General features: G+C 55.5%; 23 protein-coding genes. 14 read left to right on the top strand and 9 right to left on the bottom strand.

The genetic code is table 11. From position 1 onward, the window contains the following. The first annotated feature begins 59 nt into the window (after nt 1–59). Nucleotides 60–812, top strand: coding sequence for an alpha/beta fold hydrolase (locus ABIB59_RS07990; RefSeq protein WP_271849441.1), 753 nt, complete (start codon nt 60–62; stop codon nt 810–812). A gap of 3 nt (nt 813–815) precedes the next feature. On the opposite strand, the gene dhaR is transcribed toward ABIB59_RS07990, so the two are convergent. After that, on the bottom strand, nt 816–2,738 hold the full coding sequence (gene dhaR, locus ABIB59_RS07985) for a dihydroxyacetone kinase operon transcriptional regulator DhaR (RefSeq protein WP_354034862.1): 1,923 nt from the start codon (nt 2,736–2,738) through the stop codon (nt 816–818). A 460-nt stretch (nt 2,739–3,198) separates the two neighbouring features. Here dhaR and dhaK point away from each other — a divergent pair, with 460 nt between their 5' ends. The 3 genes from dhaK to dhaM are packed head-to-tail and all read left to right on the top strand — an operon-like array spanning nt 3,199 to nt 6,343. Continuing rightward, complete coding sequence (gene dhaK / locus ABIB59_RS07980) at nt 3,199–4,269, top strand: dihydroxyacetone kinase subunit DhaK (protein WP_039079346.1); 1,071 nt, start codon at nt 3,199–3,201, stop codon at nt 4,267–4,269. A 10-nt stretch (nt 4,270–4,279) separates the two neighbouring features. Further along, nucleotides 4,280–4,912 carry a dihydroxyacetone kinase subunit DhaL gene (dhaL, locus tag ABIB59_RS07975; protein ID WP_108701458.1) on the top strand — a complete coding sequence of 211 codons (633 nt, stop codon included), beginning with the start codon at nt 4,280–4,282 and terminating at the stop codon, nt 4,910–4,912. Between the two features lie 15 nt (nt 4,913–4,927). After that, nucleotides 4,928–6,343: a dihydroxyacetone kinase phosphoryl donor subunit DhaM gene (gene dhaM, locus ABIB59_RS07970; protein ID WP_354034860.1), complete on the top strand. Its 1,416-nt coding sequence runs from the start codon at nt 4,928–4,930 to the stop codon at nt 6,341–6,343. 107 nt (nt 6,344–6,450) lie between these two features. Here the strand turns inward: dhaM and ABIB59_RS07965 are convergent, their stop codons facing one another. Beyond that, nucleotides 6,451–6,831, bottom strand: coding sequence for a winged helix-turn-helix transcriptional regulator (locus ABIB59_RS07965; protein ID WP_039079349.1), 381 nt, complete (start codon nt 6,829–6,831; stop codon nt 6,451–6,453). 249 nt (nt 6,832–7,080) lie between these two features. On the opposite strand from ABIB59_RS07965, the gene ABIB59_RS07960 reads away from it, so the two are divergent. Both ABIB59_RS07960 and ABIB59_RS07955 read left to right on the top strand, forming a co-directional pair. Further along, nucleotides 7,081–7,509 (top strand): DoxX family protein, encoded by a 429-nt coding sequence (locus ABIB59_RS07960; RefSeq protein ID WP_039079350.1) that lies wholly within the window; start codon nt 7,081–7,083, stop codon nt 7,507–7,509. A gap of 24 nt (nt 7,510–7,533) precedes the next feature. Beyond that, nucleotides 7,534–8,082 (top strand): flavodoxin family protein, encoded by a 549-nt coding sequence (locus tag ABIB59_RS07955; RefSeq protein ID WP_071194842.1) that lies wholly within the window; start codon nt 7,534–7,536, stop codon nt 8,080–8,082. A 57-nt stretch (nt 8,083–8,139) separates the two neighbouring features. Here ABIB59_RS07955 and ABIB59_RS07950 read toward each other — a convergent pair whose 3' ends face one another. Further along, entirely contained in the window at nt 8,140–8,919 is a 780-nt protein-coding gene (locus ABIB59_RS07950; protein ID WP_039079352.1) for an acetoin reductase, read from the bottom strand. Nucleotides 8,920–9,126: 207 nt separating this feature from the next. On the opposite strand from ABIB59_RS07950, the gene ABIB59_RS07945 reads away from it, so the two are divergent. After that, nucleotides 9,127–11,880, top strand: coding sequence for a winged helix-turn-helix domain-containing protein (locus ABIB59_RS07945; protein ID WP_354034857.1), 2,754 nt, complete (start codon nt 9,127–9,129; stop codon nt 11,878–11,880). A gap of 50 nt (nt 11,881–11,930) precedes the next feature. Here the strand turns inward: ABIB59_RS07945 and ABIB59_RS07940 are convergent, their stop codons facing one another. Further along, nucleotides 11,931–13,283, bottom strand: a complete 1,353-nt coding sequence (locus ABIB59_RS07940) for an MFS transporter (RefSeq protein WP_354034855.1) — start codon at nt 13,281–13,283, stop codon at nt 11,931–11,933. Nucleotides 13,284–13,411: 128 nt separating this feature from the next. Between ABIB59_RS07940 and ABIB59_RS07935 the strand changes: the two genes are divergently transcribed. From ABIB59_RS07935 to ABIB59_RS07920, 4 genes are all read left to right on the top strand, one after another. Continuing rightward, entirely contained in the window at nt 13,412–14,308 is an 897-nt protein-coding gene (locus tag ABIB59_RS07935; RefSeq protein WP_071194839.1) for a LysR substrate-binding domain-containing protein, read from the top strand. Nucleotides 14,309–14,410: 102 nt separating this feature from the next. Continuing rightward, a complete protein-coding gene (locus tag ABIB59_RS07930; protein ID WP_071194838.1) occupies nt 14,411–15,304 on the top strand; it encodes a LysR family transcriptional regulator in 894 nt (297 codons plus the stop codon). 108 nt (nt 15,305–15,412) lie between these two features. After that, on the top strand, nt 15,413–15,820 hold the full coding sequence (locus tag ABIB59_RS07925) for a DoxX family protein (RefSeq protein WP_039079357.1): 408 nt from the start codon (nt 15,413–15,415) through the stop codon (nt 15,818–15,820). A gap of 10 nt (nt 15,821–15,830) precedes the next feature. After that, nucleotides 15,831–16,787, top strand: coding sequence for a glutathione S-transferase family protein (locus ABIB59_RS07920; RefSeq protein WP_354034853.1), 957 nt, complete (start codon nt 15,831–15,833; stop codon nt 16,785–16,787). A 328-nt stretch (nt 16,788–17,115) separates the two neighbouring features. Here ABIB59_RS07920 and ABIB59_RS07915 read toward each other — a convergent pair whose 3' ends face one another. The 3 genes from ABIB59_RS07915 to ABIB59_RS07905 all read right to left on the bottom strand — a co-directional run bounded on the left by ABIB59_RS07915 (nt 17,116) and on the right by ABIB59_RS07905 (nt 18,958). Continuing rightward, the gene (locus ABIB59_RS07915; RefSeq protein WP_354034851.1) at nt 17,116–17,502 is read right to left on the bottom strand and encodes a hypothetical protein; all 387 of its coding nucleotides are present in this window, start codon (nt 17,500–17,502) and stop codon (nt 17,116–17,118) included. A 98-nt stretch (nt 17,503–17,600) separates the two neighbouring features. Beyond that, complete coding sequence (locus tag ABIB59_RS07910; protein WP_354034849.1) at nt 17,601–18,047, bottom strand: SMI1/KNR4 family protein; 447 nt, start codon at nt 18,045–18,047, stop codon at nt 17,601–17,603. 140 nt (nt 18,048–18,187) lie between these two features. Next, nucleotides 18,188–18,958 carry an SDR family oxidoreductase gene (locus ABIB59_RS07905; RefSeq protein WP_335202947.1) on the bottom strand — a complete coding sequence of 257 codons (771 nt, stop codon included), beginning with the start codon at nt 18,956–18,958 and terminating at the stop codon, nt 18,188–18,190. 94 nt (nt 18,959–19,052) lie between these two features. On the opposite strand from ABIB59_RS07905, the gene ABIB59_RS07900 reads away from it, so the two are divergent. Beyond that, the gene (locus ABIB59_RS07900; RefSeq protein WP_079496641.1) at nt 19,053–19,976 is read left to right on the top strand and encodes an AraC family transcriptional regulator; all 924 of its coding nucleotides are present in this window, start codon (nt 19,053–19,055) and stop codon (nt 19,974–19,976) included. Nucleotides 19,977–20,094: 118 nt separating this feature from the next. Here the strand turns inward: ABIB59_RS07900 and ABIB59_RS07895 are convergent, their stop codons facing one another. Next, complete coding sequence (locus tag ABIB59_RS07895; RefSeq protein WP_172600664.1) at nt 20,095–20,550, bottom strand: GNAT family N-acetyltransferase; 456 nt, start codon at nt 20,548–20,550, stop codon at nt 20,095–20,097. A gap of 304 nt (nt 20,551–20,854) precedes the next feature. Here ABIB59_RS07895 and pdxR point away from each other — a divergent pair, with 304 nt between their 5' ends. Next, nucleotides 20,855–22,333 carry a MocR-like pyridoxine biosynthesis transcription factor PdxR gene (gene pdxR, locus ABIB59_RS07890; protein ID WP_079496642.1) on the top strand — a complete coding sequence of 493 codons (1,479 nt, stop codon included), beginning with the start codon at nt 20,855–20,857 and terminating at the stop codon, nt 22,331–22,333. A 97-nt stretch (nt 22,334–22,430) separates the two neighbouring features. Here the strand turns inward: pdxR and ABIB59_RS07885 are convergent, their stop codons facing one another. Then, a complete protein-coding gene (locus ABIB59_RS07885; RefSeq protein ID WP_039079365.1) occupies nt 22,431–22,781 on the bottom strand; it encodes a helix-turn-helix domain-containing protein in 351 nt (116 codons plus the stop codon). Between the two features lie 336 nt (nt 22,782–23,117). On the opposite strand from ABIB59_RS07885, the gene oqxA reads away from it, so the two are divergent. Beyond that, on the top strand, nt 23,118–24,293 hold the full coding sequence (gene oqxA, locus ABIB59_RS07880; RefSeq protein WP_354034845.1) for a multidrug efflux RND transporter periplasmic adaptor subunit OqxA: 1,176 nt from the start codon (nt 23,118–23,120) through the stop codon (nt 24,291–24,293). Nucleotides 24,294–24,314: the final 21 nt, after the last annotated feature.

Genomic DNA, 24,314 nt, shown 5'->3' with positions numbered 1-24,314 from the left:
CATGCTGTTGCGTGGATGCTGTCGGCGCGCGCAAAAAACGTCATCACAAGGAAAAACCGATGAACGCATTTTTCTCTACCCAGGCCGGTTGTGTTGTCCGCTGGTTAGATCTCCCCGGCGACGGTGTGCCGCTGGTCTTTGTGCACGGCCTTGGCTGCGCCTCCTCTTACGAGTACCCCCGCGTGGTCTGCGATAAAAACTTCCAGGGCCGACGCGCCATCCTGATTGACCTGCCAGGTTACGGCTATAGCGAGAAACCAAAAGAATTTCGCTACTCCATCAGCGAACAAGCCGCTGTTGTCTGCGAACTGATCGCCCATTTACAGCTTGATGATTACTTCCTGTATGGACATAGCATGGGGGGCAGTATCGCCATTGAAGCCGCAACCCAACTTAGCGGTTTACGTGGTCTGATAGTCTCGGAGCCCAACTTCCGCCCCGATGGGGGATTTTTTAGCCGCCAGATTTGTCGGGTCGATGAAGAGACTTATATTACCCATGTCTATGCGCTCATGATGAACAACTATAAAAACCCCTGGACCGGAAGTTTATCGGCCGCCGCCCCCTGGGCCGTCTGGCGTGGCGCATCCAGCCTGATTACCGGCAATCAGTGGTTTGAAATGTTTGTTGAACTCAATAAGCCCATCTGCCTGCTGTTTGGCGCAGAATCCCTGCCGGATGCTGATTTTACGCAACTGAGCGCCATGGGTATCGCCACGGTGGAACTGGCCGACTGCGGGCACAATATGTCGTGGGAGAACCCACCCGCCCTTGCCGCCGCGCTGGCCGCGTTTTGCGCAGCGCACGAATAGCCCTTAGCGCAGGTGTGTGCGCTTAAACTGGCTGGCGTCAATGTCGTACTGCTTCATCTTGCGCCACAGGGTGGTACGACCAATATTGAGCAATTGTGACATCTCCTGTATTCGCCCGTTGGTCACTCTGGCAGCCTGGATAATCGCCTCTTTTTCAACGGCGGAAAACGTCAGATTGGCAGCCAGTCTGGCGCCCGGTTCCTGCGGCGCACTCCCTTCGTTAAACAACCACTCCGGCAGATGGCTCAGGCGAATATGGCCCTGTTCGCTGCTGATCGCGATATTTTCAATAATGCTGTTGAGCTCGAAATCATTCCCCGGCCAGGAGTAGGCCACCAGCCGGGCCAGCGCATCGTCATCCACCCTAAGCCGCGAGGAAAATCGTCGCTCCAGCCCGCGCAGACGGCTTTGTACCAGGGCAGGAATACTGTCGCGACGTTCCCGCAGGGGCGGGATGACGACCTCAAAGGCGCGCAAGGCATAATAAAGCTGACGGCTAAAGCGGTTTTGCTCCACCAGATTGCCCAAATCGACCGTGGTGGCAGCAATGACTTTGATATCCACCGGCACCAGACGCCTGGCCTCAAGCCGGGTAAGTACCCCTTGCTTGATGACCTGCAATAGCGCGGATTGAAGCTCAGGGGCCAGATACTCGATTTTTTCCAGAAACAGCGTACCGCCATTGGCCAGTTCCAGGCGGCTGAGGCGCCCTTTCTCATTTTCCGTGGCCGCGCTGCCCATAAAATCCAGCCCCAGCGCACTGTCGGCATACAACTGGCAGTTAACGGCGATATACGGCCCCCCGGCGCGTTCGCTCTCATTGTGAATGGCCTGCGACATCAGCTCTTTACCCACCCCCTCTTCCCCATACAGCAGAACAGGAAACGCCCCGCGCGCCGCCTGCCGACCGGCCTGAATCAGTCGGCGGGTTTGCGGATCGTCGGCGGGCATCTGCTCGAAGGTATGGCTGACTTTGCCCAACTGGCTGGTCATTAACTGACGCATCTGCTCAACCGGGTGTAGCAGCAAAATAAAGCTATTCCCCTGCTCTTCGACGATGGGTTTGAGGGTCACCACCGCATCAATAAACTGGTGTTGGCTTTCGAACGTCACCTCTGCGTGATTGACCGCCCTGGCATGTTTAATCGCCCGGCGAAGCAGCGCGGGCAATGTCACCAGATCGCTAATGTTTTTCCCCTGGCTGACCTGGACGTCAAGAAACAGCATGCGCGCCGCCTGCACATTGAGAAATTGCAGCACCCCCTGCTCATTCCAGGCCATCACTCCGTCATCCATACTCTCCAGCAGGCCGTACATCTGATTCAGATGGCGGTTAGATTCCGCCAGCAAATTGTCCGTCAGGAGCGAGTTGCCAATTTCTCTGGCCGTTGCCAGCGTCAGAGACAGATCCGCCGGGGAAGCATGTTCCGCCCGGCAACACAGCGCAATAGACCCGGACAGCCGACCATGGTTGTCGAATACCGGCGTTGAGCAAAAGGCCCACGGGAACAGCGCCTGTTTGAAATGCTGGCAGCCCAGCGTCTTTACCGGCTGGCCCATCATCGCCGCCAGCGACAGCGCACAACTGCCAATAATACTTTCCGCACAGTAGCTGCCCGGCAGGAAGCCGAGCCGGGACAGCGCGTCAAGCGTGTCGGGATGGCCACAGCGACTCAAAATACAGGCTGACTCATCAAGGATAAACAGCGCGCAGGGCCGCCCTTCCATATATTCCAGGGCATCCTCCAGCGCCGCCTGACCAATCGTCAGCAGCCCGGTTTTACGGCGGCTGATCGTCTCAAACGTCAGCCCCTGTGCCTGGTGCGGCGTGCCCCAGGTGTCACGCTGCATGATCTTTTCGCAGCGCTGCCAGGAGTGAGCGATGAAGGTGGCGACCTCCTGTTCTGCCGTTTGATGCTGTGTCATGCGCGGTTCCGTCTGAGTCGGGTAAGGGACGTTATTGTCGCTACAGCCGAGAAAAGAAATCAACGTAAACGTTCCATTATGGAACCTTCGTCAATAATGCTGGCCCACGATGCGATCCGCCTCGCGTTAGCCGCAGCACTGAGTGGCTGGCACTGATCGCTGTGCGGGTTCGCCGATTTTTTGCACAAAATATATTCTGCATCGGAACCGGGGTAAAAAAGGCGGGCATTGCTCGCATTTTCCCCCTTTCTCCGGCAAAAGCGTTCCGTTATGAAACATTTATCCGCAAGGGTGTTTCACTATGAAACCCAATTTTTTGGCATTTTCTTTTTCTCTCGCCAGAGGAGAATCAGCACATCGGCCAGGGAAACCCGCACGACGGGTATCCGCCGCTGATGCCCTACAACATCAGGCCTGCGCGCTGCGGATGGCCTGGCTCACCTCCTGCGGAGTATGAATAATGAAAAAACTGATTAACCGTGTGGAAGATGTATTAAGCGAACAATTAGCAGGCCTTGCAAAAGCGCACCCTGAGCTGACGCTGCACCAGGACCCGGTGTATATGACCCGCGCCGATGCCCCGGTCGCCGGGAAAGTGGCGCTGTTATCCGGCGGCGGCAGCGGTCATGAGCCGATGCACTGCGGTTATATCGGCAAAGGTATGTTAAGCGGTGCCTGCCCTGGCGAGATTTTCACCTCCCCAACGCCGGATAAAATGTTCGAATGCGCCATGAACATTGATGGTGGCGAAGGCGTGCTGTTAATCATCAAAAACTACACGGGCGATATCCTCAATTTCGAAACCGCCGCTGAGCTGCTGCACGACAGCGGCGTGAAGGTTACAACCGTGGTGGTGGATGACGACGTCGCCGTGAAAGACAGTCTCTATACCGCCGGACGCCGTGGGGTGGCAAATACCGTATTAATTGAAAAACTGGTCGGCGCCGCCGCCGAGCGCGGAGACTCACTGGATGCCTGCGCGCAGTTGGGCCGTAAGCTCAACAATCAGGGGCACTCTATTGGTATCGCCTTAAGCGCCTGTACGGTTCCTGCGGCCGGTCAGCCTTCGTTTACGCTTGCGGACAACGAGATGGAATTTGGCGTGGGTATCCACGGCGAACCGGGGATCGACCGCCGCCCGTTTAGCTCGCTTGATACCACTGTCGACGAGATGTTTAACGTGCTGCTGGAAAATGGCAACTACAGCCGCACCCTGCGCGAATGGGATCACACCAGCGGAAGCTGGCAGGAAGTCAAACAGAGCAAACAGGCTCTACAGCGCGGCGATCGCGTTATTGCGATGGTCAACAACCTGGGCGCAACGCCGCTGTCTGAGCTGTACGGCGTTTACAACCGGCTGGAAACTCGCTGCCAGGAAGCCGGTATTGTCATCGAACGCAACCTGGTCGGTAGCTGGTGTACATCACTGGACATGGGCGGCTTCTCCATTACCTTGCTGAAAGCCGACGACGAGATCCTCGCTTTGTGGGATGCGCCTGTCCATACACCGGCCATGACCTGGGGTAACTAAGGAATTTTTTATGTCGCTGAACAGAAATCAAATTGTTGACTGGCTCTACCGCTGCGGCGAGGTCTTCACCAAAGAGAGTGATTTCCTCACCGGCCTGGACAGGGCCATTGGTGATGCGGACCACGGCCTGAACATGCATCGCGGCTTTAGCAAAGTGGTGGAAAAACTGCCCGCCATTGCAGACAAAGACATCGGCTTTATTCTCAAAAACACCGGTATGGTACTGCTCTCTAACGTCGGTGGGGCCAGCGGTCCATTGTTTGGCACCTTTTTTCTGCGCGCCGCGCAGGCGACCCAGGCCCATCAAAGCCTGACGCTTGTTGAGCTGCATCAGATGATCCGTGAAGGCGCCGAAGGGGTAATCAGCCGTGGTAAAGCAGAGCCCGGCGACAAAACCATGTGTGACGTCTGGCTGCCCGTCGCGGAATCGCTGGAGCAGGCCATCGCGCAAAACCTGTCCATTCCCGCGGCTCTGGAGGCTGCAAGCCAGGTGGCGGAAAAGGCAGTTCAGTCGACCATCACCATGCAGGCCCGTAAAGGCCGCGCCAGCTATCTGGGCGAACGCAGTATTGGTCATCAGGACCCTGGCGCAACCTCGGTGATGTTTATGGTGCAGATGCTGGCGGCAGCCGCAAAAGCGTAAAAGAAGGAAACGGCGATGGTTAACCTGGTGATTGTTTCTCATAGTGCCCAACTGGGCCAGGGTGTCGGGGAACTGGCCCGGCAGATGTTAACGGGAGATGGCTGCAAGTTAGCCATCGCCGCTGGGATTGACGATCCTGATAATCCGATCGGCACCGATCCGATTAAAGTTATGGAGGCCATTGAGTCGGTGGCCGACACCGATCATGTGCTGGTGATGATGGATATCGGTAGCGCCCTGCTAAGCGCGGAAACCGCCCTGGAACTGCTTGACCCGGACATTGCCGCAAAAGTGCGTCTGTGCGCCGCGCCACTGGTGGAAGGCACACTGGCCGCCACGGTTAGCGCCGCCACGGGGTCTGGCATTGACAAGGTGATTGCCGATGCGCAAAACGCGCTTGAGGCAAAACGCGTTCAGCTTGGTCTCGACGCCCGGCAGGAAGCGCCCCCACAACCACAAACAGACGATGAGACACACGAAGAGGCGCTCACCGTCGCAGTGACTGTGAACAACCCTAACGGCCTGCACGTTCGCCCGGCATCTCGCCTGGTGGCTGCGCTGGCCGGTTTTGACGCCCGGCTGTTGCTGGAAAAAGAAGGGAAATGCGTCAGGCCGGACAGCATCAACCAAATCGCCCTCTTGCAGGTACGCTGCCACGACACCCTGCGCCTGATTGCCCGTGGCCCGCAGGCAGCGCTGGCGCTGGCGGCCTTTGAACGGCTGGCACAGGAAAATTTCGGGGAAACGCTCACGGTGCAGCAACCTGCGGTAACGCCAGATATTCCAGTCCAGATTAAAGGCCAGGCGTTGCGCTATACCCCTGTCGAACTGCCGCTGGCCCAGGCCACCGTGCGAACACCGGAAGAGGAAATGGCTCGTCTGCACAGTGCCGTTAAGGACACGCTGGACGATCTGAGCGACCTGATTCGCCTGGCCGAAGAGAAGTTTTCACCCGAGATCGCCGCCATTTTTGCCGGTCACCAGACCCTGCTTGACGATCAGGAACTGATGGATAGCGCCTGGGAGATGCTGCGCCAGCGAAAATGCACGGCAGAATGGGCGTGGCACAAGATGCTGATGGAACTTAGCAGCCAGTATCGCCATCTGGATGATCCCTATTTGCAGGCACGCTATATCGATATTGAAGATTTACTGCATCGCACGCATCTTCATCTGGCGCAGGCACTGGAAAACATCCCGACGCCGCTGCGCCCGAGTATTCTTATCGCAAGCGATCTCTACCCGTCCGTCATGCTGCAACTGGAGAAGAAAAACATCGCCGGGATTGCCCTGCTGCAGGGTAGCCCGCACTCTCATAGCGCGATTATCGCCAGGGAAGCCGGGATCCCCGTGCTGTATCAGCAAGTCAGCGCACTGGCTAAAGTGCGCAGCGGTGACGTCCTTACCCTCGACACTGCCCGGCCTCAATAAACTGACGACACTCCCCAGACGGGAGTGTCGTTTTTTAATGCCTGTCTGACAGGTGTGTTCACTGTGTCACATTATTCACGCAATACGTCCAGGCTGTGGATGTCCTGCTAGCTGGCGGGATTGGCCTTATCAAAGGCCGCCTGGGCCGCCAGCATGGCGTCCATATTGTCTTCTACCCACAGTGTCAGAAACGACATGGTGTGCGTCAGCGTTTTGCCTAACGGCGACAAACTGTATTCCACCGTGACAGGCACCGTGGGGAAAATTTTCCGCGAGACAAGCCCGTCACGCTCCAGCTTTCGCAGCGTCTGCGTCAACATTTTCTGCGTAATCCCGCGAATATGTCGTCGCAAACTGTTAAAACGCTGCGGCTCTTTTTCCAGACAGCCCAGAACCAGCAGCGCCCATTTATCGGCCAGCCTTGAGAGCACATCACGCGTCGGGCAGCGATCGTCGTAAACATCGTAAGGTAATTGCAGTTTATTCATAACGATAGTTTCTCTTACAAGGTTTCCTCAGGGAAACTTAGTGGCCTTCAGGTGCCTTCTTTCATGACCACAAGATAATGTGTATAAATCGCTTCAGGTATCTATTGGATACTAAGGCACTCTGAATGACAAAGTATTTATACATACCTTGCTCACCCACTGTGTCGATAAAATAAACCTGCGAATATTTGACCACCTTTCGCGCAATAACGCGGCAATCCGTGGTGCAACAAAATAAGAGATGACATCGTGTTGAATAAATTTGATGAAGCGTTTACCCGGTACACCAGGCATCCTGATTTTGGCCGATTACTGCTTCGGTTAACGTTCGGCATTTTAATGCTTTTTCATGGCGTTGCCAAAGTGAACCACGGCGTAGACTGGATTTCCGCGATGCTTGAAGCAAAGGGGTTACCCGGATTTATCGCCCAGGGTGTTTATATCGGGGAAATTGTTGCGCCCGTGCTGATCATTATTGGCTGGTTAACCCGCCCTGCCGCTTTTATTTATGCCTTTAACATTGTGGTGGCAACATTGCTGGTGGGTACAGATAAATTCTTTACCCTGACCAAAGTCGGGGCATGGGGACTTGAAAGTGAAGCACTCTATTTCCTCGGCGGCCTGTGCATTATGTTTCTTGGCGCCGGGAAATACAGTCTGTCTGGTAATAAAGAATAATCATTCACCATTGAGGGACTACCTATGAGTATCGTTGTTGTCTATTTTTCTGGCTACGGCCACACCTCCCTGGTTGCGGAAAATGTTGCTGCCGGCGCCAGTGCTGAGCTGATTGCTATTAATGAAAATGGCGAAATCACAGAAAGCGACTGGCAAAAGTTAAACGACGCGAAGGCGATTATTTTTGGCGCGCCGACGTATATGGGCGGCGTACCGTGGCAATTTAAAAAGTTCGCTGATGCCACCTCTAAAGCGTGGTTTACCCGTAGCTGGCAGGATAAAATTTTTGCGGGTTTCAGCAACAGCGCCAGCCTGAACGGTGACAAACAGGTGACGTTGCAGTACCTGCAAACCCTGGCGTCTCAGCACGGCGGTGTGTGGGTGAGCCTTGGCTTGCCGCCGGCGAATACGCTGGCCGCGTCGCGTGAAGATCTGAACAACCTGGGCGGTTCTGTGGGCCTGCTGGTGCAGTCTCCGTCCGATGCGGGCGCGGATAAAATCCCGTCTGGCGACCTTGCCACAGCGACTAAATTTGGCGAACGTGTTGCGGCGATTACAGCGCGCTTTAACTGATTTGGCGCACGCATAAAAAAGGGCAGCCTGCTGCCCTTTTTCCATATCAAAACAGGCTTAACGGTAAACAATACCGCCATCAATCAGAATCGACTGGCCGGTGACATAGTCAGAATCCGGGCCTGCCAGGTAAGAGACCAGGCTTGCCACATCATCCGGGGTTTCCGCGCGTCCCAGCGCAATCCCTTCGACATATTTCTTATACGTTTCACCCACCGGTGCGCCTGTAATCGCCGCGAAACGCTGATCGATTTCGGTCCACATCCCGGTGCCCACAATCCCCGGACAGTAAGCATTCACCGTAATACCACGGCTGGCATACTCTTTTGCCGCCGCCTGCGTCAGCGCACGGACGGCGAATTTGGTCGCCGAGTAAATGCCTAACATCGCAAAACCGTCATGGCCGGCAATAGAACAGGCGTTAATAATTTTGCCTTTCTGCTTACGTTCTTCGAATTTTTTCGCCGCGGCCTGAATCCCCCACAGGGTACCCTGCACGTTAATCCGCATAATGCGATCTACCTCTTCCGGGGTGACATCGGAGAGCGGTTGTACCTGCGCGATACCGGCGTTGTTAACGATGATGTCAAAACCACCCAGTTCGCGTTCCGTCTGGGCAATAGCCGCATAGACCTGTTCACGATCGGAGATATCGGCCACGAACGTCGCGGCTTTGCGCCCTAAGGCTCTGACCTCAGCGGCGACGGCTTCCAGCGCTTCTGCCTTCATATCCACCAGCATGATTGCTGCGCCGTCTTTAGCCAGACGCAACGCAATGCCTCGCCCAATCCCTTGACCGGCACCGGTTACCAGCGCGACTTTATTTTCGATAGCCATACTTTCTTCACCTCATCCTGACAAAAAACACTGCCTTAGCCACGGCAGCAGACTGGGCTTACACTACCGCCCGCCCGAGGCGTGGCCTACCCCCTCTGATGGGGGGGTGAGCACGCGAAGTGACGAGTCGCCCGGGTGTGACGCTGGTTCCGCCCTGCCTCCTTGAGTACACTCGGGGGAAAGAGAACAGAACGAGGTTGCGGTTGTATGGCATTTTTGTCCCCCACAGGTCACCTGCCCACAGAGAACGTTGACGAAGAACCTTTCCGATTTACACGCAACCTCCCGCTGATCCTCACAAAACTCACGCCGCCGCGTACCCCTGGCGTCGTGCTGCAACGCGACCGTCTTCTAACGCGGCTGGACAACGCCGCCTCCGGTAGCCTGACGCTGGTCTGCGCGGCTGCCGGGTTTGGCAAAACCACGCTGCTTTCCCAGTGGTACCAACACCGTCAGGCACAGGGCGATGCGCTGGCCTGGCTCAGTCTGGAAGAAGAAGACAGCACGCCATTACTCTTTATGCGCTACCTGCTGGCAGCGCTGAGCCCGCTCTATCCGGGCTGGAGCGATACCTTCCAGCGATACCCGGAAGGGGCGCATCCTGGCGATTTTTCACTGTTTCTGGCAGAACTGGTCAATCAGCTTCACCACTGTTCACACCCGCTCTATCTGATTCTCGATGATTACCAGAGCATCCGAAGCCGCGAAATCCATGATGGGCTAACCTGGCTGCTCCACCATGCCCCGGCGTCGTTACATCTGGTTATCGGCAGTCGCAACCGCCTGCCTCTGGTGCTCAGCCGCCTGCGGCTTTGGGAGCAGTACACGGAAATCGAAGACAGTGAATTGCGCTTTAACGATGCCGAAGCCCAGGCCTACTTCGCCCGGTCGGTAACGCCACCGGTTAATACGCGCGATATCCCGCAACTGATGACACTGACAGAAGGCTGGGTCGCAGGGATGAAAATTGCCGCCCTCTCTCCGCGCAGGCATGACGCGATGCCCGGCATTGGGGGAGTACTCAGTGGCGGTTCGCGCTCAATCAGTCGCTACCTTGAAGAGGTCATTTTCGCACCGCTGCCTGCCAGCGTGCTCCACTTCCTGATGCTGACCTCGCTGCTGAATCGTCTGCATCCGGCGTTGTGTGATGCGGTGACGGGGTTAAATAACGGCAAAGAGATGCTCGCCTGGATTGAGCAACACAATCTGTTTCTTAGCGCCCTGGATGAAGCGGGATTCTGGTTTCGCTACCATCCGCTGATGCGCGATGCCCTCTCCCAACGCCTGCAACAGGATGCCACCATCGACATTCGCCAGCTTCACGAGCGCGCGGGTAACTGGTTCGCCGCCCAGCAGCTCTGGGCAGAAGCGATACGCCATGCGCTGGCGGCCGGGAAGTCGCTCGCCCGACATGCAGAAGCCGGGGCACAATCACTGGCGGAAGAAGGCGATATCGAAACGATGGTGCGCTGGATCCACCATCTGCCTGCCACGCCCGATCCTTCGCGTATTGAACTACAGCTTAATCTGGCCTGGGCGCTGGCGCACCATTGCCGCTTTAGCGACGCCCGCCAGTTGCTTGATGCCATTGAGGCGATGGTGGCGACACGCGCAGAGCATCTTCCACGGTCAACGTGGGTAAAGCAGCGCGTGGTGCGCGCCATTTGTGAGGCCTTCGCCGATAATATTTCCGGCAGTCTGCCGCTGGTTGAACCGTTGCTGAATGAGGTGCCCTGCGGGGATATCTGGGTGGATGGGCTGGTCTGCAACATCCTCAGTTATTGCCATCTCGCCCTTGCCCACCCGCAGCGAGCGCTGGAGGTGCAGCAGCACGTTTCCGGCAACCGGGCCACCAACCGCAACCTGTTTGTTGAGGTCTACCGGGTCTTTGTGCTGGCACTCGGTCAGTTGCGTCAGGGGGACCTGCAAGAAGCCGAACGCCAGGCCATTCAGGCGTTGCACCATGCGGAGCACCATACCGGACAAAATTCCAGTAGTGGCGCCACGCTGGCCCCGCTGCTGGCCGAAATCGCCTGGGAGCGCGGCGACAGCGAACGGGTCAACAGTTTGCTGAACCTGCGTCTGGGCATGATTGATGATTTTTGCCCGTCAGATGGTCTTAGCCTGTGCTACGTGGTGCTTGCGCGTCAGGCGCAGTTGAATGCGCAACCTGATGAGGCCATGACACTCTTACGCCATGCCGGGCAACTGTGTAGAGACCGCGGCTGGTGGCGTGCGCGCATTGCGCTACTTGCCGAAGAAATCACCCTCCACCTGAATACCGGCAAGAAAGATAACGCCCGCAGGCAGTTCGCCTTACTCCAGCAACTGGCGAGCGAGCCAAGGGCGGTAGAAAATAGGGTTGTCGGTTGGCACAGGGGGATCTGCGAAAGCCGCCTGTTACTGGCCGAAGGCGATGCGCTGACGGCGGCGGCGACGCTGACTCCCGTGATAAATGAGCAGGAGCGCTGTGGTGAATGGCTGGCGGCAACGCGCTTGCGCATCCAGCAGGCCGTGGCCTTCTGGCAAGCCGGTGACGAGAAACAGGCTATGGCGGCGTGCGTTCCTGCACTCCCGCGCACCGTCGCGCAAAACATGCAGCGCACGCTGCTCGATGGCGGGTCGCCTTTACTGGCCCTGCTCAGCCGGTTGCGTGAACAGTCCCAGTTCGATACGGCATTAACCGCCGTCATCGCCAGCGCCGGGGCGATGCTGATGTCCGGGGGAATTCCCCCCCTGCCGACACACGAAGCCGCGACGCAGGGGCTACGATTGACCGAACGCGAGCAGCAAATCTTACAGCTCATCGCCGAAGGACACTCCAATAAAGGCATCGCCCGCACGCTTGGCATCTCGGTTGAGACCGTCAAGTGGCACCTTAAACAGTTGTATGAAAAGCTGGCGGTGAGCGGACGTATTCAGGCGGTGAACCGGGCGAGAGTATTGGATTTAATGGGTTAGCGAGTTTTCGCCTGCCCTGTGTGACAGGCGAAGAACACATTAGTCACCGGTTACGCCGACCGACGAGCGCAAAATGCCACACACATTCCCACCAGCGCGGCCCCACTCAGCCACTGGAACACCAGACGCCACGCCTCCAGTGACGGATGCGCCCCCAACAGCACGGTGATAATTGCCAGCATCATCGCCCCGGCGGTGTACTGAGTGGTGACCATCAGCGCACTGGCCCGCCCCTGTAGCGCCACAGGCGTGGCCGTCAGCCCGATGGCAAACATCGCCGGATAAATCAACCCGTGTCCCAGGCCACTCAGCGCAATACCGAGCATAAAGGCAAGCGAAAACGGCACCGTGAGCGTCGTCGACAGCAGCCACAGCCCCAGCCCCGCAGCAGCAAACCCAACGGTTAACACCCCCGCGCTGGAAAAGCGTACGCTCAGGCGGGTATAGAGACCGTTGCCAGCCACAATCAACACTGCCAGCGGGGTAAACAACAGCCCGGTCACCACCGCCCCCAGCGCCAGTGTCTGCTGCCAGAACAGCGTCATGGCATAGAACTGGCTACCGACGCTTGCCATATAGCAGGCGCTACTGAGCCAGCCGCTTTGCAGCCCCGGTAACGTGCGAAGCCGTTCCGACAACAGTGGCCTGGCGGCAAAGCGCTCATGTACGATAAACAGCACCAGCATGCCCAGCGCCAGACGGTTTGCCAGAAAATCAGGCTGCCCGGTTTCGGCGTAGCGCATCAGCGCCCAGACGACCGCCCCGGCAGTGGCACAGCCTGCCAGCGCCCCAAACCCTCCAGGCTGTTTCTCTCCTTCGCTTCTCAACAGCGGAAAGTCCCGGCTAACCCGCCAGAGCGCCAGCAGCCCTGGTGGCAGATTGATAAAGAAGATAGCCCGCCAGTTTAACTCGGCCAGCAGCCCACCCAGCATTACGCCTGCCACCAGCCCGAGCGCGCCAATCGCACTCCAGATAGCCAGCGCCCGGCGATGGGCTTCGCCCTGAAAACGCTGCGCCATCAGCGCCAGTACCGCCGGTTGCAGGAGTGCCGCCGCAACGCCCTGACCCGCACGAGCGGTTAATAGCAGCGCGGCGCTCTGCGCCAGCCCACCGATGACGGACGCGAATAAAAACAGCCCCATCCCGATGGTAAATATCCGCCGGGCCCCCAGACGATCGCAGAGGCTTCCCCCCAGCAGCAGCAGCCCGGCAAAAATGAGCCCGTAGAGGGAAACAACCCATTGCATTTCACCAGCCGTGAGCGCCAAATCCTGCGCCAGCGTGGGCAGCGCCACGTAAACAATGGCGTAATCCAGCGCAATCAGCGCCTGGGCAATGCCCGGTACCAGCAGAGGAAGAGAACGCGATGTTTGTGGCGTTGTCGTCAGATTAATGTGCGTCATCAGGCTTCCTGTTCGTTGAATAATGATGAATAATCCTCATGGATTACTTGCTCTTCATACAGGCTACGCCTTATTGATTGACGCAATCAAAGTCATAGTTTTCAGCAAAAGATGAGTTAAATTCATCCATGAAATTACGTCGTCTGCCACCGCTTGGCGCGATCCGCGCTTTTGATGCCGTTGCCCGCCACGCCAGTTTTAAACTGGCCGCCGAGGAAATTGGCGTCACCTCCACGGCTATCAGCCACCAGATTCGTCAACTGGAAGAGACTCTCGGCCAGCGCTTATTTACCCGTTCCGCCCGCGCGGTAACGCTCACCGCCAGCGGTGAGATCCTTTTTCGCGCCTCGGAGAATATGTTCACCACCCTGCGCGAGGCCGTCACGCTTATCGAGGCCGGTGCCCCGCCCGATGCGCTAACACTCAGCACCACCTCGAATTTCCTGACCAACTGGCTGGTGCCGCGCCTGCCGCTTTTGCACCGCCAGCTCCCGGACCTGGAACTGCGCTTTCACAGCAGCACCAGCCTGGTGGATGTGCGCGGCGCGATGGCCGACTGCGCCATTCGCTACAGCATGCAGGCGGACGCGTCGCTGGAAAGCACGCTACTCTGGCGGGATCGTTTTGTGCTGGTCGCCAGCCCGGCTATAAAGCTGCAAAGCCCGCAGGATCTGGCCGGACTCACGCTTTTTCACATCGAAAACCGCCATGTGCCAACGCCGGAACCGGACTGGCACCACTGGAAAGAGACGTTTGGCCCGGCGGATTTAGCCGTGCAGACGGGGATCCGTTTTGATGATGAGACACACGCGATTCAGGCGGCGATTGCCGGACAGGGCGTGTTACTGGCAAGCGAACTGCTAATCCAGTACCCGCTGGCACAAGGGCTACTGCATATTGCCCTGCCGGGGGCGCTTCCCGGCGGCAATTACTATTTTGTCACCAGCATGGAAAAAGCTAACCGCCGCGATGTACAACAGTTCAAACAGTGGCTTATCAAGGCTTTTGATGACGTGACGTTGTAACAAAAAGGCGAGAAACACGCGCTGTGACCAGGTGAAAACGTAAGCGGTCCACCCTGGGTTTTGCTATGGTATTTTTTTGCTGATGAGAAGCGGGTAGAACGAATGGAGCGGCTGGATTGCGACCGTATGTTTGTCGCGGTGATGGAAACAGGCAGTTTTACGGCGGCGGCGCAACGGTGTGGTACCAGCCACGGTCAGGCATCGAAATTGATCTCCCGGCTGGAGAGCGAACTGGGCGTCAACCTGCTGCGCCGCAGCACCCGCTCACTGACCCCCACCGAGGTGGGCCTGGCCTACTACGAACGAATCCGTCAGCTTCTGGTCGATTACGACGCGCTTAATGATGCCGTTCGCAATAGCGCCAACGCCCCTTCCGGGCTGCTGCGCATTTCGGCCCCTGTCACGTTTGGCGTCTCACAACTGGCGCCACATCTGGTGGAATTCGCCCGCCGCTATCCGGATATCGAACTGGATGTCAGCTTTTCCGACAGGCTCGTTAACGTGGTGGATGAAGGTTTTGATCTGGCCCTGCGTATCGGCAGCCTGAGTGACAGCAGCCTGATTGCCCGCCGTTTATGCCCGATTCGCAGTGTGGTCGTCGCCGCCCAAAGCTACCTTGAACGCCACGGCGAACCGGTACACTGGTCAGAGCTGGAACAGCACGCCCTGATTGTTGATACCAATTTTCGCGATCCCTGGCACTGGCCGTTTCGCGATACCCAACAGCAAATGCATTTGCAGCCGGTTCGCGGGCGAATCAAATTCTCCAATGCGGAAGCCTGTATGGAGGCCGCCTGCGCCGGGTTGGGGATTGCCAGAGTGCCGATGTTTATCGCTGAAAAAGCATTGAATGCGCAGCGTGTGGTGCCCATTCTGGCTCCTTTTGAGGCGCCGCCGCTGGCGCTCTATGCGGTCTATCCCCCGGCCCGCTATCTGGCGCAGAAAGCCCGCGTGTTAATCGATTTTCTGGCGGCAACGTACGCCTCGCTGGCGTAGCCATGATTGTTTCCATTATGGAAATAAATATCCTCTTTTTGACCCAATAATCATTGGGCTGGAAACACTTTATAGTCCTTTCATCAACCTATTCGAGAGGACACAACCATGACTGATTCACGTACTGCTCCCTATGCATCTCTGCTGTTGCGCCTGGCGCTGGGTATTCTGTTTCTGGCGCACTTTAGCCTGAAATTCTTTGTTTTTACCCCGGCGGGTACCGCGAAGTTTTTTGCCTCTCTCGGTCTGCCTGGCGGGCTGGCCTATCTCACCATGGCGGTTGAACTGGTGGGGGCGATCGCGCTGATCCTCGGTATCTATAGCCGTATCGTTGCCATCGTGCTGATTCCGATTCTGTTGGGCGCTATCTTCACCGTTCACGGCCCGGCTGGCTTTTTCTTCACTAACCCGAACGGCGGCTGGGAATTCCCGGCATTCTGGATAGTGGGTCTGCTTGCTCTGGCGCTGACCGGGGATGGAAAATACGCGCTCAAACCGACCCCTTTTAAAGGCTAAAGGAGTACACATGCTGATTGACGGAAAATGGACGGCGGACTGGCACCCGGTGCAGGCCACCGATGAAAAAGGCGGGTTTGTGCGCCAGACTTCCAGTTTTCGCCACTGGGTGACGCCTGACGGGGCGCCCGGTATTACGGGCGAAGGCGGTTTTATCGCCGAACCGGGACGCTACCATCTGTATGTCGCGCTGATTTGCCCGTGGGCCTCGCGTACGCTGATTGCCCGGAAGCTGAAAGGGCTGGAAGAGGTTATCAGTGTCTCGGTGGTTGAACCCTGGCTGCTGGAGGAAGGCTGGCATTTCGGCGATTACCCCGGCACCGACCGCGACACGATCAATAACGTCGAGTGGCTGCATCAGCTTTATACCAAAGCCGATCCAACCTTTACCGGTCGCGCGACGGTCCCGGTGCTGTGGGATAAGAAAACCCATACCATCGTGAATAACGAGTCCGCTGATATCGTACGGATGCTCAACAGCGGCTTTGGCGAACTGGCGCGTGGCAGTATTGATCTCTACCCCGTCGCCCTGCGTGAAGAGATTGATCAGCTCAACGCCGAGATTTATCCAACGCTGAATAACGGTGTGTACCGCGCCGGTTTCGCCACCACCCAGGTCAGTTATGAGGAGGCAGTCAGCGATGTGTTCTCCATGCTCGATACGCTGGAAACGCGTCTTGCAACGCAGGAATTTCTCTGCGGTGGACAGCTAACCGAAGCCGATATCCGTCTGTTTGTGACCCTGGTGCGTTTTGATGCCGCCTACCATGGGGTGTTCAAATGTAATCGGCGTAAGCTTGCGGAATACCCGCATCTGGACCGCTATTTGCGGACAATGCTGGCGGTTCCGGGCATCCGGGAAACGGTGAATATTGATCACATCAAGCAGGGCTACTATTCCATCAAGGCACTCAATCCAAATGGGATTGTTCCACAGGGGCCGGATCTCAGCGCGTATGGTTTATAAGTCAGTCGCAGAAAGCGAGATCTTCGCGGGGTGAGGAGGCCAGGCGGCTATGGAGGAGGGTTCCGTTCACTTTACGTTCATGGCGAAATGGAACCTCCGGACACGTGAAGGGGTAAAGGGGAACACCGCGTTCCCCTTTACAATCCCCGCGGCCCCGGATGGCGGCGCAAGCGCCTGATCCGGGCTACAAAACGTTCAGGCCGCACTAAATAGTCCCCTCGCCCTGTGGGCTGAGGAATCCCCACAAAAATGCGAGCACGATCGGTCCCCTCTCCTCTTTGGGGAGAGGGTTAGGGTGAGGGGGAAAATGCGGCTCGGGAGGTGGGGGTTATAAAAACGCGGTTTCGCTGCTCCCCACGCTTTTCAGCTCAAGCCCTACAAATTTGAGCCCTATTCCGTGTTCACGATCTATATCGGTTGCAAACATAAATCCGAAATTATCTTTCGCATCAGGAGACAGATAAATTTTCATCAGAATAAGGTCTGTCGCCTCTGCGCCGTACACCCGTTTGCAGTAAACCTGAGTTTCCGCTGTGATTTTCTGCGAGAAAGCGTTCTGTTTCTCAATAAGAAACTGGATATCGTTCCTCATTTTGTCTTCAGGCGAATGCGCTTCCAGATTTATGCACTGAACAGGTTCAGAACCGAATATCGGTAAAAGCAAATCAACGGCGGCGCCTTCATCATCGGCATAATATTCCAGTTCTACGGACATCTTCCGGGTTCCTTTTATCGGGACCTCAGGGCAATGATGGTTTCTCTGCCCTCAGCGAATTCATATCTGGCAATGCTTGCAAGAAAACGAGGGAATTATCATCCCCAGGCTTCATCTTCGGTTATCACCTTGCTGATGAAACTCTCGAGATCCTGCTCAAGAAAAATATTCTTCTGGCTTTCCAGATTGGCAAAATAGACGGCCCCATCATCCATATTCATACAGTAGGGAAACCCACCGCCGTCAATGGCAAAGGGAAGAAAGTTTGCCGGGAGAATATTCTTATCGACAACCAGCGTTCTGTAGTAGCCATCAGCGGTCAACAAACCTGGGCTGTTAGCACGCAAAATCGACAGAAAGTATTTGATATCGTTCTCATATTTTTCACTCTGGTAAACGCGCCGCCCATCCTCAAGCTTGCCACCGTTACTGATGAGCCATAACGAGGTTAAAACATCAGGGAAAGAGACGCCCAGCGATGCTTCAATATCGCCAAGCTCATCAGCCGTGACGGCGGGCGATGAATCTACGAGTTTAATCATCATGTCGTTACCTGTTGGCAATAAGCAGCAATATGGCCTCTCAGCCATCCTTAATAGCAAGAAATAGTAACAGCTTCTCTTGCTTCATACTCATCACCACCATGATCGCCTCGTCGATTCATTCCCCTTTTCACCCTCGAATATCAGTAAGAAAAGGGTGAACGTTGCTGTGCCTCTTGTAAAAAATGGGTGGCATCTTCACCGGCGGCGGTATACAGCGGCGCGTTTTGATCGTTCGCAACGGCAAAAATGGCATTCGCGACATCCCCGGCGTGAGTCACTGGCGAGTGGTTATCGCGCGCCATCTGAATAAACGCATCCACCATCGCGCCATACACCGGATCGTCTTGTCCGCCAAAATAGGCCCGCGCATTCTCGCCAAACTTCGTCTCTGGTGAGCGCCCCGGCAACACCACATGAACGCGAATACCCAATGGCCTGACCTCAATGGCTAATGACTCGCTCCAGGCATTCAGCGCCGCTTTACTTGCACGATAAAGCCCAATCAGCGGCATTGCTTTGGTTGTCACTGACGATGAAACATTGATGATAATCCCTGATTTTTTCTCTCTCATTAGCGGCAGAAACGCCTGGGTTAACGCGAGCGTCCCCAGAACATTGGTGTTCATTAACTGCTGCGCGGTTGCCAGGGGCGTGAGTTCAACAGGGACCGGTGCGCCAAAACCGGCATTATTCACCAGCAGGTCAATCGCCCCGGCCTTTTTCACCACATTATCAATGCTGTCAGCGGAAGTGATATCCAGCGGCAAAAGAGTCAGGTTGTCGCTTTCAGGTAACAGCGTCGGATCGGGCGTTCTCATGGTTGCAAACACTTTCCAGCCTTTGTCTAAAAAGAGTTTTGCTGTTTCAAGCCCAAAACCCGATGAGCATCCGGTAATCAGTGCAGTCGACATGTTTAATCCTCTCTGTTGGCAAGAGCAACGATCATAGCCGCCTCTGTCTGGACAATATATAATCAAAAATCCAGTAAAATTTAGAGAGCGTCCAATGTCAGACCCGTTAACCGATATTGTTACCTTGCTCAACCCCAGGCCTACCCATACCAAACTCGTTGAGGGTGCGGGTCAGTGGCGCATAGTCCGGGAATCTTGCGGAGAGGCGTTTTACTGCGCAGTGTTACAAGGCGAATGTCTGATAAGCATTAACGGCAAAGCGCCAAAATTATTGGTATCCGGCGATTTCATTCTGATACCCGCAACCTACACGTTTGAAAACACCAATGCGGGCACGTCTGTGCCGACGGACATTACGACGCCGACCCTTATTGGCGATGGGCACGTGAGAATTGGCGCAACAACAGGACCGGCTGAATTTCTGATGAATGTGGGGCACTGCGAATTCGACACGCCGGACAAACAGCTTATCGTCGCGTTACTGCCCAACGAGATCCTGGTGAAAGGACAACAGCGTTTTGTCACCCTGCTTGAACTTCTGCTTGATGAAAGCCAGGCCCGGCGGCCAGGACGTGAAGTGGTATTGATGCGTCTTTTACAGTTATTACTGGTTGAGTCGTTGCGAAGCCATGATTGTCTGTCGGGAACGGCAGGTATTTTGCGGGGATTACAACACGAAAAGATCGCCATCGCGCTGCATCTCATCCATGAAAAACCCGACATTGACTGGCAAATAGCACAGCTCGCCAGCCACTGTGCGATGTCGCGTTCCTCTTTTTTCGCCATATTCAACGAAACAGTCGGTATGCCGCCCATGCAATATCTGCTCTTCTGGCGAATGTCGTTGGCCAGAAAAGCACTGTTGAGCAGTACGGATAAAATCGAACAGATCGCATTTCGCATTGGATATCAGTCAGCGAGCGCCTTCAACGTCGCCTTCACGAAATATGTAGGGATGCCGCCGGGGGTATTCCGACGCCAGAAACCCCATGCTATCTCTGTGGAGCCGCATTACTGATGAAAAGCCAGTGTTGAATACTCTTTCTGTAAATTATCACTGGCCTTGTCTTTACGCACTTTCCCCCTAAATAAAACAGGCTTTGCGGCGTTTGTTGAAGGGGGAGCCATTGCGCGGATTATCTTACCTGCATCCGATATTCAATCATGCCGCTTTTTTTCGCTATCCAGTCATATAATCTTTGCGCACGATAATTCGCTTCGTGGGTGTGCCAGTAAAGATGGCTGGCATGGCGTTTTCTGGCTTCTTTCTGGACATATTCAATTAACTGTTTGCCAATCTGTTTGCCGCGTGTATTTTCGCTGACATATAAATCTTCAAGATAACAGTAATCACTTTCCGCCCAGGTTGAACGGTGAAAAAGATAATGGGCGAAACCCACCACCTCGCCATTACTTTTCGCGACAGCACAGAATATCGGCTCGATTGGATTAGCAAAGCGCTCCCAGGTGCGCGTTGTGACCGCGTCAGGAATATCAACATTATAAAATATTTGATAATTTTTCCACAGCGGCAACCAGCTTTCATAATCCATTTCACTGGCTGCTTCAATTGTGATAACCACTGTATTCATAATAATAACCTCTTTATTTTCTGGCTTGTTCTGTATTGGAGTGAATCATTAATTAAAAAACGCAGGCAGCGTAGGTGTTGGCTTTATTCAAACACGAAAAGCACAGGCAACGTGCCGATATATGACGCGCCTTATCGCCGCCGCTCCACCCTGCCCGTCATTGACGCTTCGGCAATAATGATAAGGTTAAAATGGCAGGTTTAGCCCCACCAATTTTTCACAACGCAGCAGACCAATTTATCTTCTGGCAGCAGACCATCCTGTTATAGACTGGGTGATGATGGAAGTAATAACGGAGAAACGGATGTTTAAGCATGCCCAGCTTGAAACGGTAAAGGCCTGGATGATGGATCCGGCAAACGGCTCACTGCCTCTTCATGAAAGGATCCAGAGAGCAATACGGGCACTTATCCTGGAAGGCATTTTATCTCACGGCAAAGCCCTCCCCGCCTCGCGTGCATTAGCCATCTCACTCAATGTTTCCCGCGACACCATTGAAGCCGCCTATACGCGTCTGCATGCGGAGGGGTTTATTGAAAGGCACACGGGTAAAGGCAGCTTTGTTTCTGCCAGCGCCCGATTTCTGAAATCACATTCCCGGCAACGCCAGTCCGCCGCTGAGGTACGTGAACCCACGCTCAGTGCGCGGGGAAATGTGATGTACAAAAGTGGGGGGATACGTGAATTTTCATCGCCTCGCCCACTGGCGCCGGGGATCCCCGAAACACGTCTGTTTCCGGTACAAACCTGGGAGCGACTTGAGCGACAGGTACTGAAAGAGTATCGCCACCGTGCGCTGGAGCAAAGCCCGCCTCAGGGGACAGAGCGGTTACGGCGGGCCATCGCAGAGTATGTCAATCTGGAACGCGGCGCGCATGCCACGCCAGAACGTATCATTATTCTGACAAGTTCCCAGCAGGCGCTCGCCCTCTGTTCTCATGTCCTGATGGACAGCGGCGATGCCATCGTGATTGAAGATCCGACCTATCAGGGGGCGCAAAAAGCGTTTAAGGCTGCCGGGCTGAACAGCCTTCCGGTTCCGCTGGATGAGAAAGGGCTGTGTATTGCGTCACTTAATGCTCTGACAGCGCCGGCGAAAGCTATCTATCTTACCCCTTCCCATCAGTACCCTACCGGCGTCACCCTGTCTCTTGACCGACGGCTGGCGGTCATCGACTGGGCAAACCGTCACCAGGCCTGGATTATTGAAGATGACTATGACAGCGAGTTTCACTATGAAGGCAAGCCGATGGCCTGCGTGCAGGGGCTGGACGCCTTTAACCGGACAATCTATATCGGGACGTTCACCAAGTCTCTTTTTCCGGGACTACGCATTGCCTGGATGATTGTGCCAGCAGAACTTGTTGAACCGCTGACGATGGCAAGGACGTTAATGGACGGTCATACCGCCTCCATCACGCAACTGACCGTCGCCAAATTTCTGGAGGGTGGCCATTTTGGTTCCTATGTCCGGATGATGCGGGAGGTTTATGTTGCTCGCCGTGACAAACTGGCAAGCCTGATTGAAGAGCGTCTTTCTGATTTTGTCGTTGGCATAACGCCAACGGGCGGAATGCAGATGCCCTGCCATCTCAGGAAGGGCATTTCCGAAGCAGCCGTCGCCGCAGCCGCCCGACGTGCAGGTATTGATATGCTTGGGCTTGCCGAATTATATGCAAATGAACCGGCATCAACCGGTTTTTTGATGGGTTTTGCGGCTTACACGGAGAAGGAAATAGAAGACGCGGTAGAAAAAATCGCCGCCCTTTTTCGTCTTCTCTGAGGCTTTGGCGTGCCAGCCCGACACCCGCCTCACTCAATGTGCCTGCCGCTGGCAGGCCGCCAATATCATCCTGAACGGATGCGAGCTATGTGGATTGCTAGCCTAATCGCTGCATTTCAGCGCGGCCAATACTGCGTCGCCATGCGCCAGGGGCCTGCCCGTAGTGACGCTTAAAGCTGCGGTTGAAAGACTGCTGAGAGTCAAAACCCAACGCAATGGCCACGTTCAAAATCGGTTCGTCGCTGCGGGCTAACCGCTCGACCGATTTTTGCAGCTTTTGCGCACGAATATACTCGGCGAGACGATAGCCCGTATGCTCTTTGAAGATCCGCTGGAGGTGCCACTTCGAATAACCGGCGCGTCTGGAAACGGTATTGATATCGAGACGGCTTTCAATGTTGTTGTCGATCCAGTCGAGTAAATCGTGAATAAATGCGCCATTGTTCATTTTGTTTCCTCCCGCGCGGCTTACCAAAAAAGCATCTTTGTCTGTTGCATTTAAAGGTGGCCTGCTTTTGCAGTAAATGCAAGTTTTATTATTGCATTTAAATCCCTGCCGGAAATCTGGCTTCTGCTCCTGACGCAAACAGCACATAAAGTGCAACAATTATTCTTGCACTTAATTTAGCACCTCCCTACAATCGCCGCGATAGTGTATTCGCAACTGTTACAGTTTTGTGGCGATGAACGACACAAATGGCCTTAAGCCAGCCCGGACAAAGGAAGTGGCGCGGCGTCCCCTGCTGCGTCTTGCCCGGCGGCTACAATTACCGGAATAAAAATAATGAGCCTGCAAAAACATTGGGTTAATTTTCGTCTGAATGCGCTGGGAGCGGTATTACTCTCCGTCATGCTCGTCGGATGCGATGAGGGTGTCGCGCAAAATGCCGTGCCACAAGCGCCCGCCGTGAGCGCCGCTGACGTGGTCGTGAAATCGATTAGCCAGTGGGATAGCTTTAACGGCCGGATTGAAGCGGTGGAAAGCGTTCAGCTACGCCCCCGCGTCTCTGGATACATTGATAAAGTGAATTACACCGACGGCCAGGAAGTGAAAAAAGGCGAGGTGCTGTTCACCATCGATGACAGAACCTATCGCGCCGCGCTGGAACAGGCGCAGGCAACGCTGGCGAGAGCCAAAACGCAGGCCAGCCTGGCGCAAAGTGAGGCCAGCCGTACCGATAAATTAATCAACACCAATCTGGTCTCCCGTGAAGAGTGGGAACAGCGTCGTTCTGCCGCCGCCCAGGCGCAGGCCGACATTCGTGCAGCGCAGGCGGCAGTTGATGCCGCACAGCTTAACCTGGACTTCACCAAAGTGACCGCCCCCATTGATGGCCGCGCCAGTCGTGCGCTGATCACCAGCGGTAACCTGGTCACGGCGGGCGACAGCGCCAGCGTACTCACCACGCTGGTATCGCAAAAGACGGTTTACGTCTACTTTGACGTGGATGAGTCGACCTACCTCCACTACCAGAACCTCGCCCGCAGCGGGCAAGGCGTGTCCAGTAACCACCTGGCGTTACCGGTTGAGATTGGCCTGGTTGGCGAGGATGGCTATCCCCATCAGGGCAAAGTGGATTTTCTGGATAATCAGTTAACGCCGAGCACCGGCACTATCCGTATGCGCGCCATCCTGGATAACGCACAGCGTCAGTTCACGCCAGGGCTCTTTGCCCGCGTGCGTCTGCCGGGCAGCGCTGAGTTCAAAGCCACGCTTATCGACGACAAAGCAGTGCTGACCGACCAGGATCGTAAATATGTTTATATCGTTGATAAAGAAGGTAAAGCGCAGCGTCGCGATATTACGCCGGGGCGTCTGGCTGCCGGTTTACGCATCGTGCAGAAGGGGCTGAACCCTGGCGATAAAGTCATCGTCGATGGTTTACAAAAAGTGTTTATGCCGGGTATGCCAGTTAACGCGAAAACCGTTGCCATGACCACCAGCACCGCCCTCAACTGATCCCTTACCTGAGAATCCGAC

Source organism: Citrobacter sp. UYEF32 (genome assembly GCF_040546205.1).
Taxonomy (GTDB): domain Bacteria; phylum Pseudomonadota; class Gammaproteobacteria; order Enterobacterales; family Enterobacteriaceae; genus Phytobacter; species Phytobacter diazotrophicus.
This window is presented reverse-complemented; position numbering and strand designations above follow the sequence as displayed.

What these genes read in the sequence shown, in the direction of transcription:
- ABIB59_RS07950 (WP_039079352.1), bottom strand. Translation starts at nt 8,919, where the DNA reads ATGGCTATCGAAAATAAAGTCGCGCTGGTAACCGGTGCCGGTCAAGGG.
- ABIB59_RS07930 (WP_071194838.1), top strand. Translation starts at nt 14,411, where the DNA reads ATGGAGCGGCTGGATTGCGACCGTATGTTTGTCGCGGTGATGGAAACA.
- ABIB59_RS07955 (WP_071194842.1), top strand. Translation starts at nt 7,534, where the DNA reads ATGAGTATCGTTGTTGTCTATTTTTCTGGCTACGGCCACACCTCCCTG.
- dhaK (WP_039079346.1), top strand. Translation starts at nt 3,199, where the DNA reads ATGAAAAAACTGATTAACCGTGTGGAAGATGTATTAAGCGAACAATTA.
- ABIB59_RS07965 (WP_039079349.1), bottom strand. Translation starts at nt 6,831, where the DNA reads ATGAATAAACTGCAATTACCTTACGATGTTTACGACGATCGCTGCCCG.
- oqxA (WP_354034845.1), top strand. Translation starts at nt 23,118, where the DNA reads ATGAGCCTGCAAAAACATTGGGTTAATTTTCGTCTGAATGCGCTGGGA.
- dhaM (WP_354034860.1), top strand. Translation starts at nt 4,928, where the DNA reads ATGGTTAACCTGGTGATTGTTTCTCATAGTGCCCAACTGGGCCAGGGT.
- ABIB59_RS07910 (WP_354034849.1), bottom strand. Translation starts at nt 18,047, where the DNA reads ATGATGATTAAACTCGTAGATTCATCGCCCGCCGTCACGGCTGATGAG.
- ABIB59_RS07990 (WP_271849441.1), top strand. Translation starts at nt 60, where the DNA reads ATGAACGCATTTTTCTCTACCCAGGCCGGTTGTGTTGTCCGCTGGTTA.
- ABIB59_RS07895 (WP_172600664.1), bottom strand. Translation starts at nt 20,550, where the DNA reads ATGAATACAGTGGTTATCACAATTGAAGCAGCCAGTGAAATGGATTAT.
- ABIB59_RS07900 (WP_079496641.1), top strand. Translation starts at nt 19,053, where the DNA reads ATGTCAGACCCGTTAACCGATATTGTTACCTTGCTCAACCCCAGGCCT.
- dhaR (WP_354034862.1), bottom strand. Translation starts at nt 2,738, where the DNA reads ATGACACAGCATCAAACGGCAGAACAGGAGGTCGCCACCTTCATCGCT.
- ABIB59_RS07885 (WP_039079365.1), bottom strand. Translation starts at nt 22,781, where the DNA reads ATGAACAATGGCGCATTTATTCACGATTTACTCGACTGGATCGACAAC.
- ABIB59_RS07935 (WP_071194839.1), top strand. Translation starts at nt 13,412, where the DNA reads ATGAAATTACGTCGTCTGCCACCGCTTGGCGCGATCCGCGCTTTTGAT.
- ABIB59_RS07915 (WP_354034851.1), bottom strand. Translation starts at nt 17,502, where the DNA reads ATGTCCGTAGAACTGGAATATTATGCCGATGATGAAGGCGCCGCCGTT.
- ABIB59_RS07925 (WP_039079357.1), top strand. Translation starts at nt 15,413, where the DNA reads ATGACTGATTCACGTACTGCTCCCTATGCATCTCTGCTGTTGCGCCTG.
- ABIB59_RS07920 (WP_354034853.1), top strand. Translation starts at nt 15,831, where the DNA reads ATGCTGATTGACGGAAAATGGACGGCGGACTGGCACCCGGTGCAGGCC.
- dhaL (WP_108701458.1), top strand. Translation starts at nt 4,280, where the DNA reads ATGTCGCTGAACAGAAATCAAATTGTTGACTGGCTCTACCGCTGCGGC.
- ABIB59_RS07945 (WP_354034857.1), top strand. Translation starts at nt 9,127, where the DNA reads ATGGCATTTTTGTCCCCCACAGGTCACCTGCCCACAGAGAACGTTGAC.
- ABIB59_RS07940 (WP_354034855.1), bottom strand. Translation starts at nt 13,283, where the DNA reads ATGACGCACATTAATCTGACGACAACGCCACAAACATCGCGTTCTCTT.
- pdxR (WP_079496642.1), top strand. Translation starts at nt 20,855, where the DNA reads ATGTTTAAGCATGCCCAGCTTGAAACGGTAAAGGCCTGGATGATGGAT.
- ABIB59_RS07905 (WP_335202947.1), bottom strand. Translation starts at nt 18,958, where the DNA reads ATGTCGACTGCACTGATTACCGGATGCTCATCGGGTTTTGGGCTTGAA.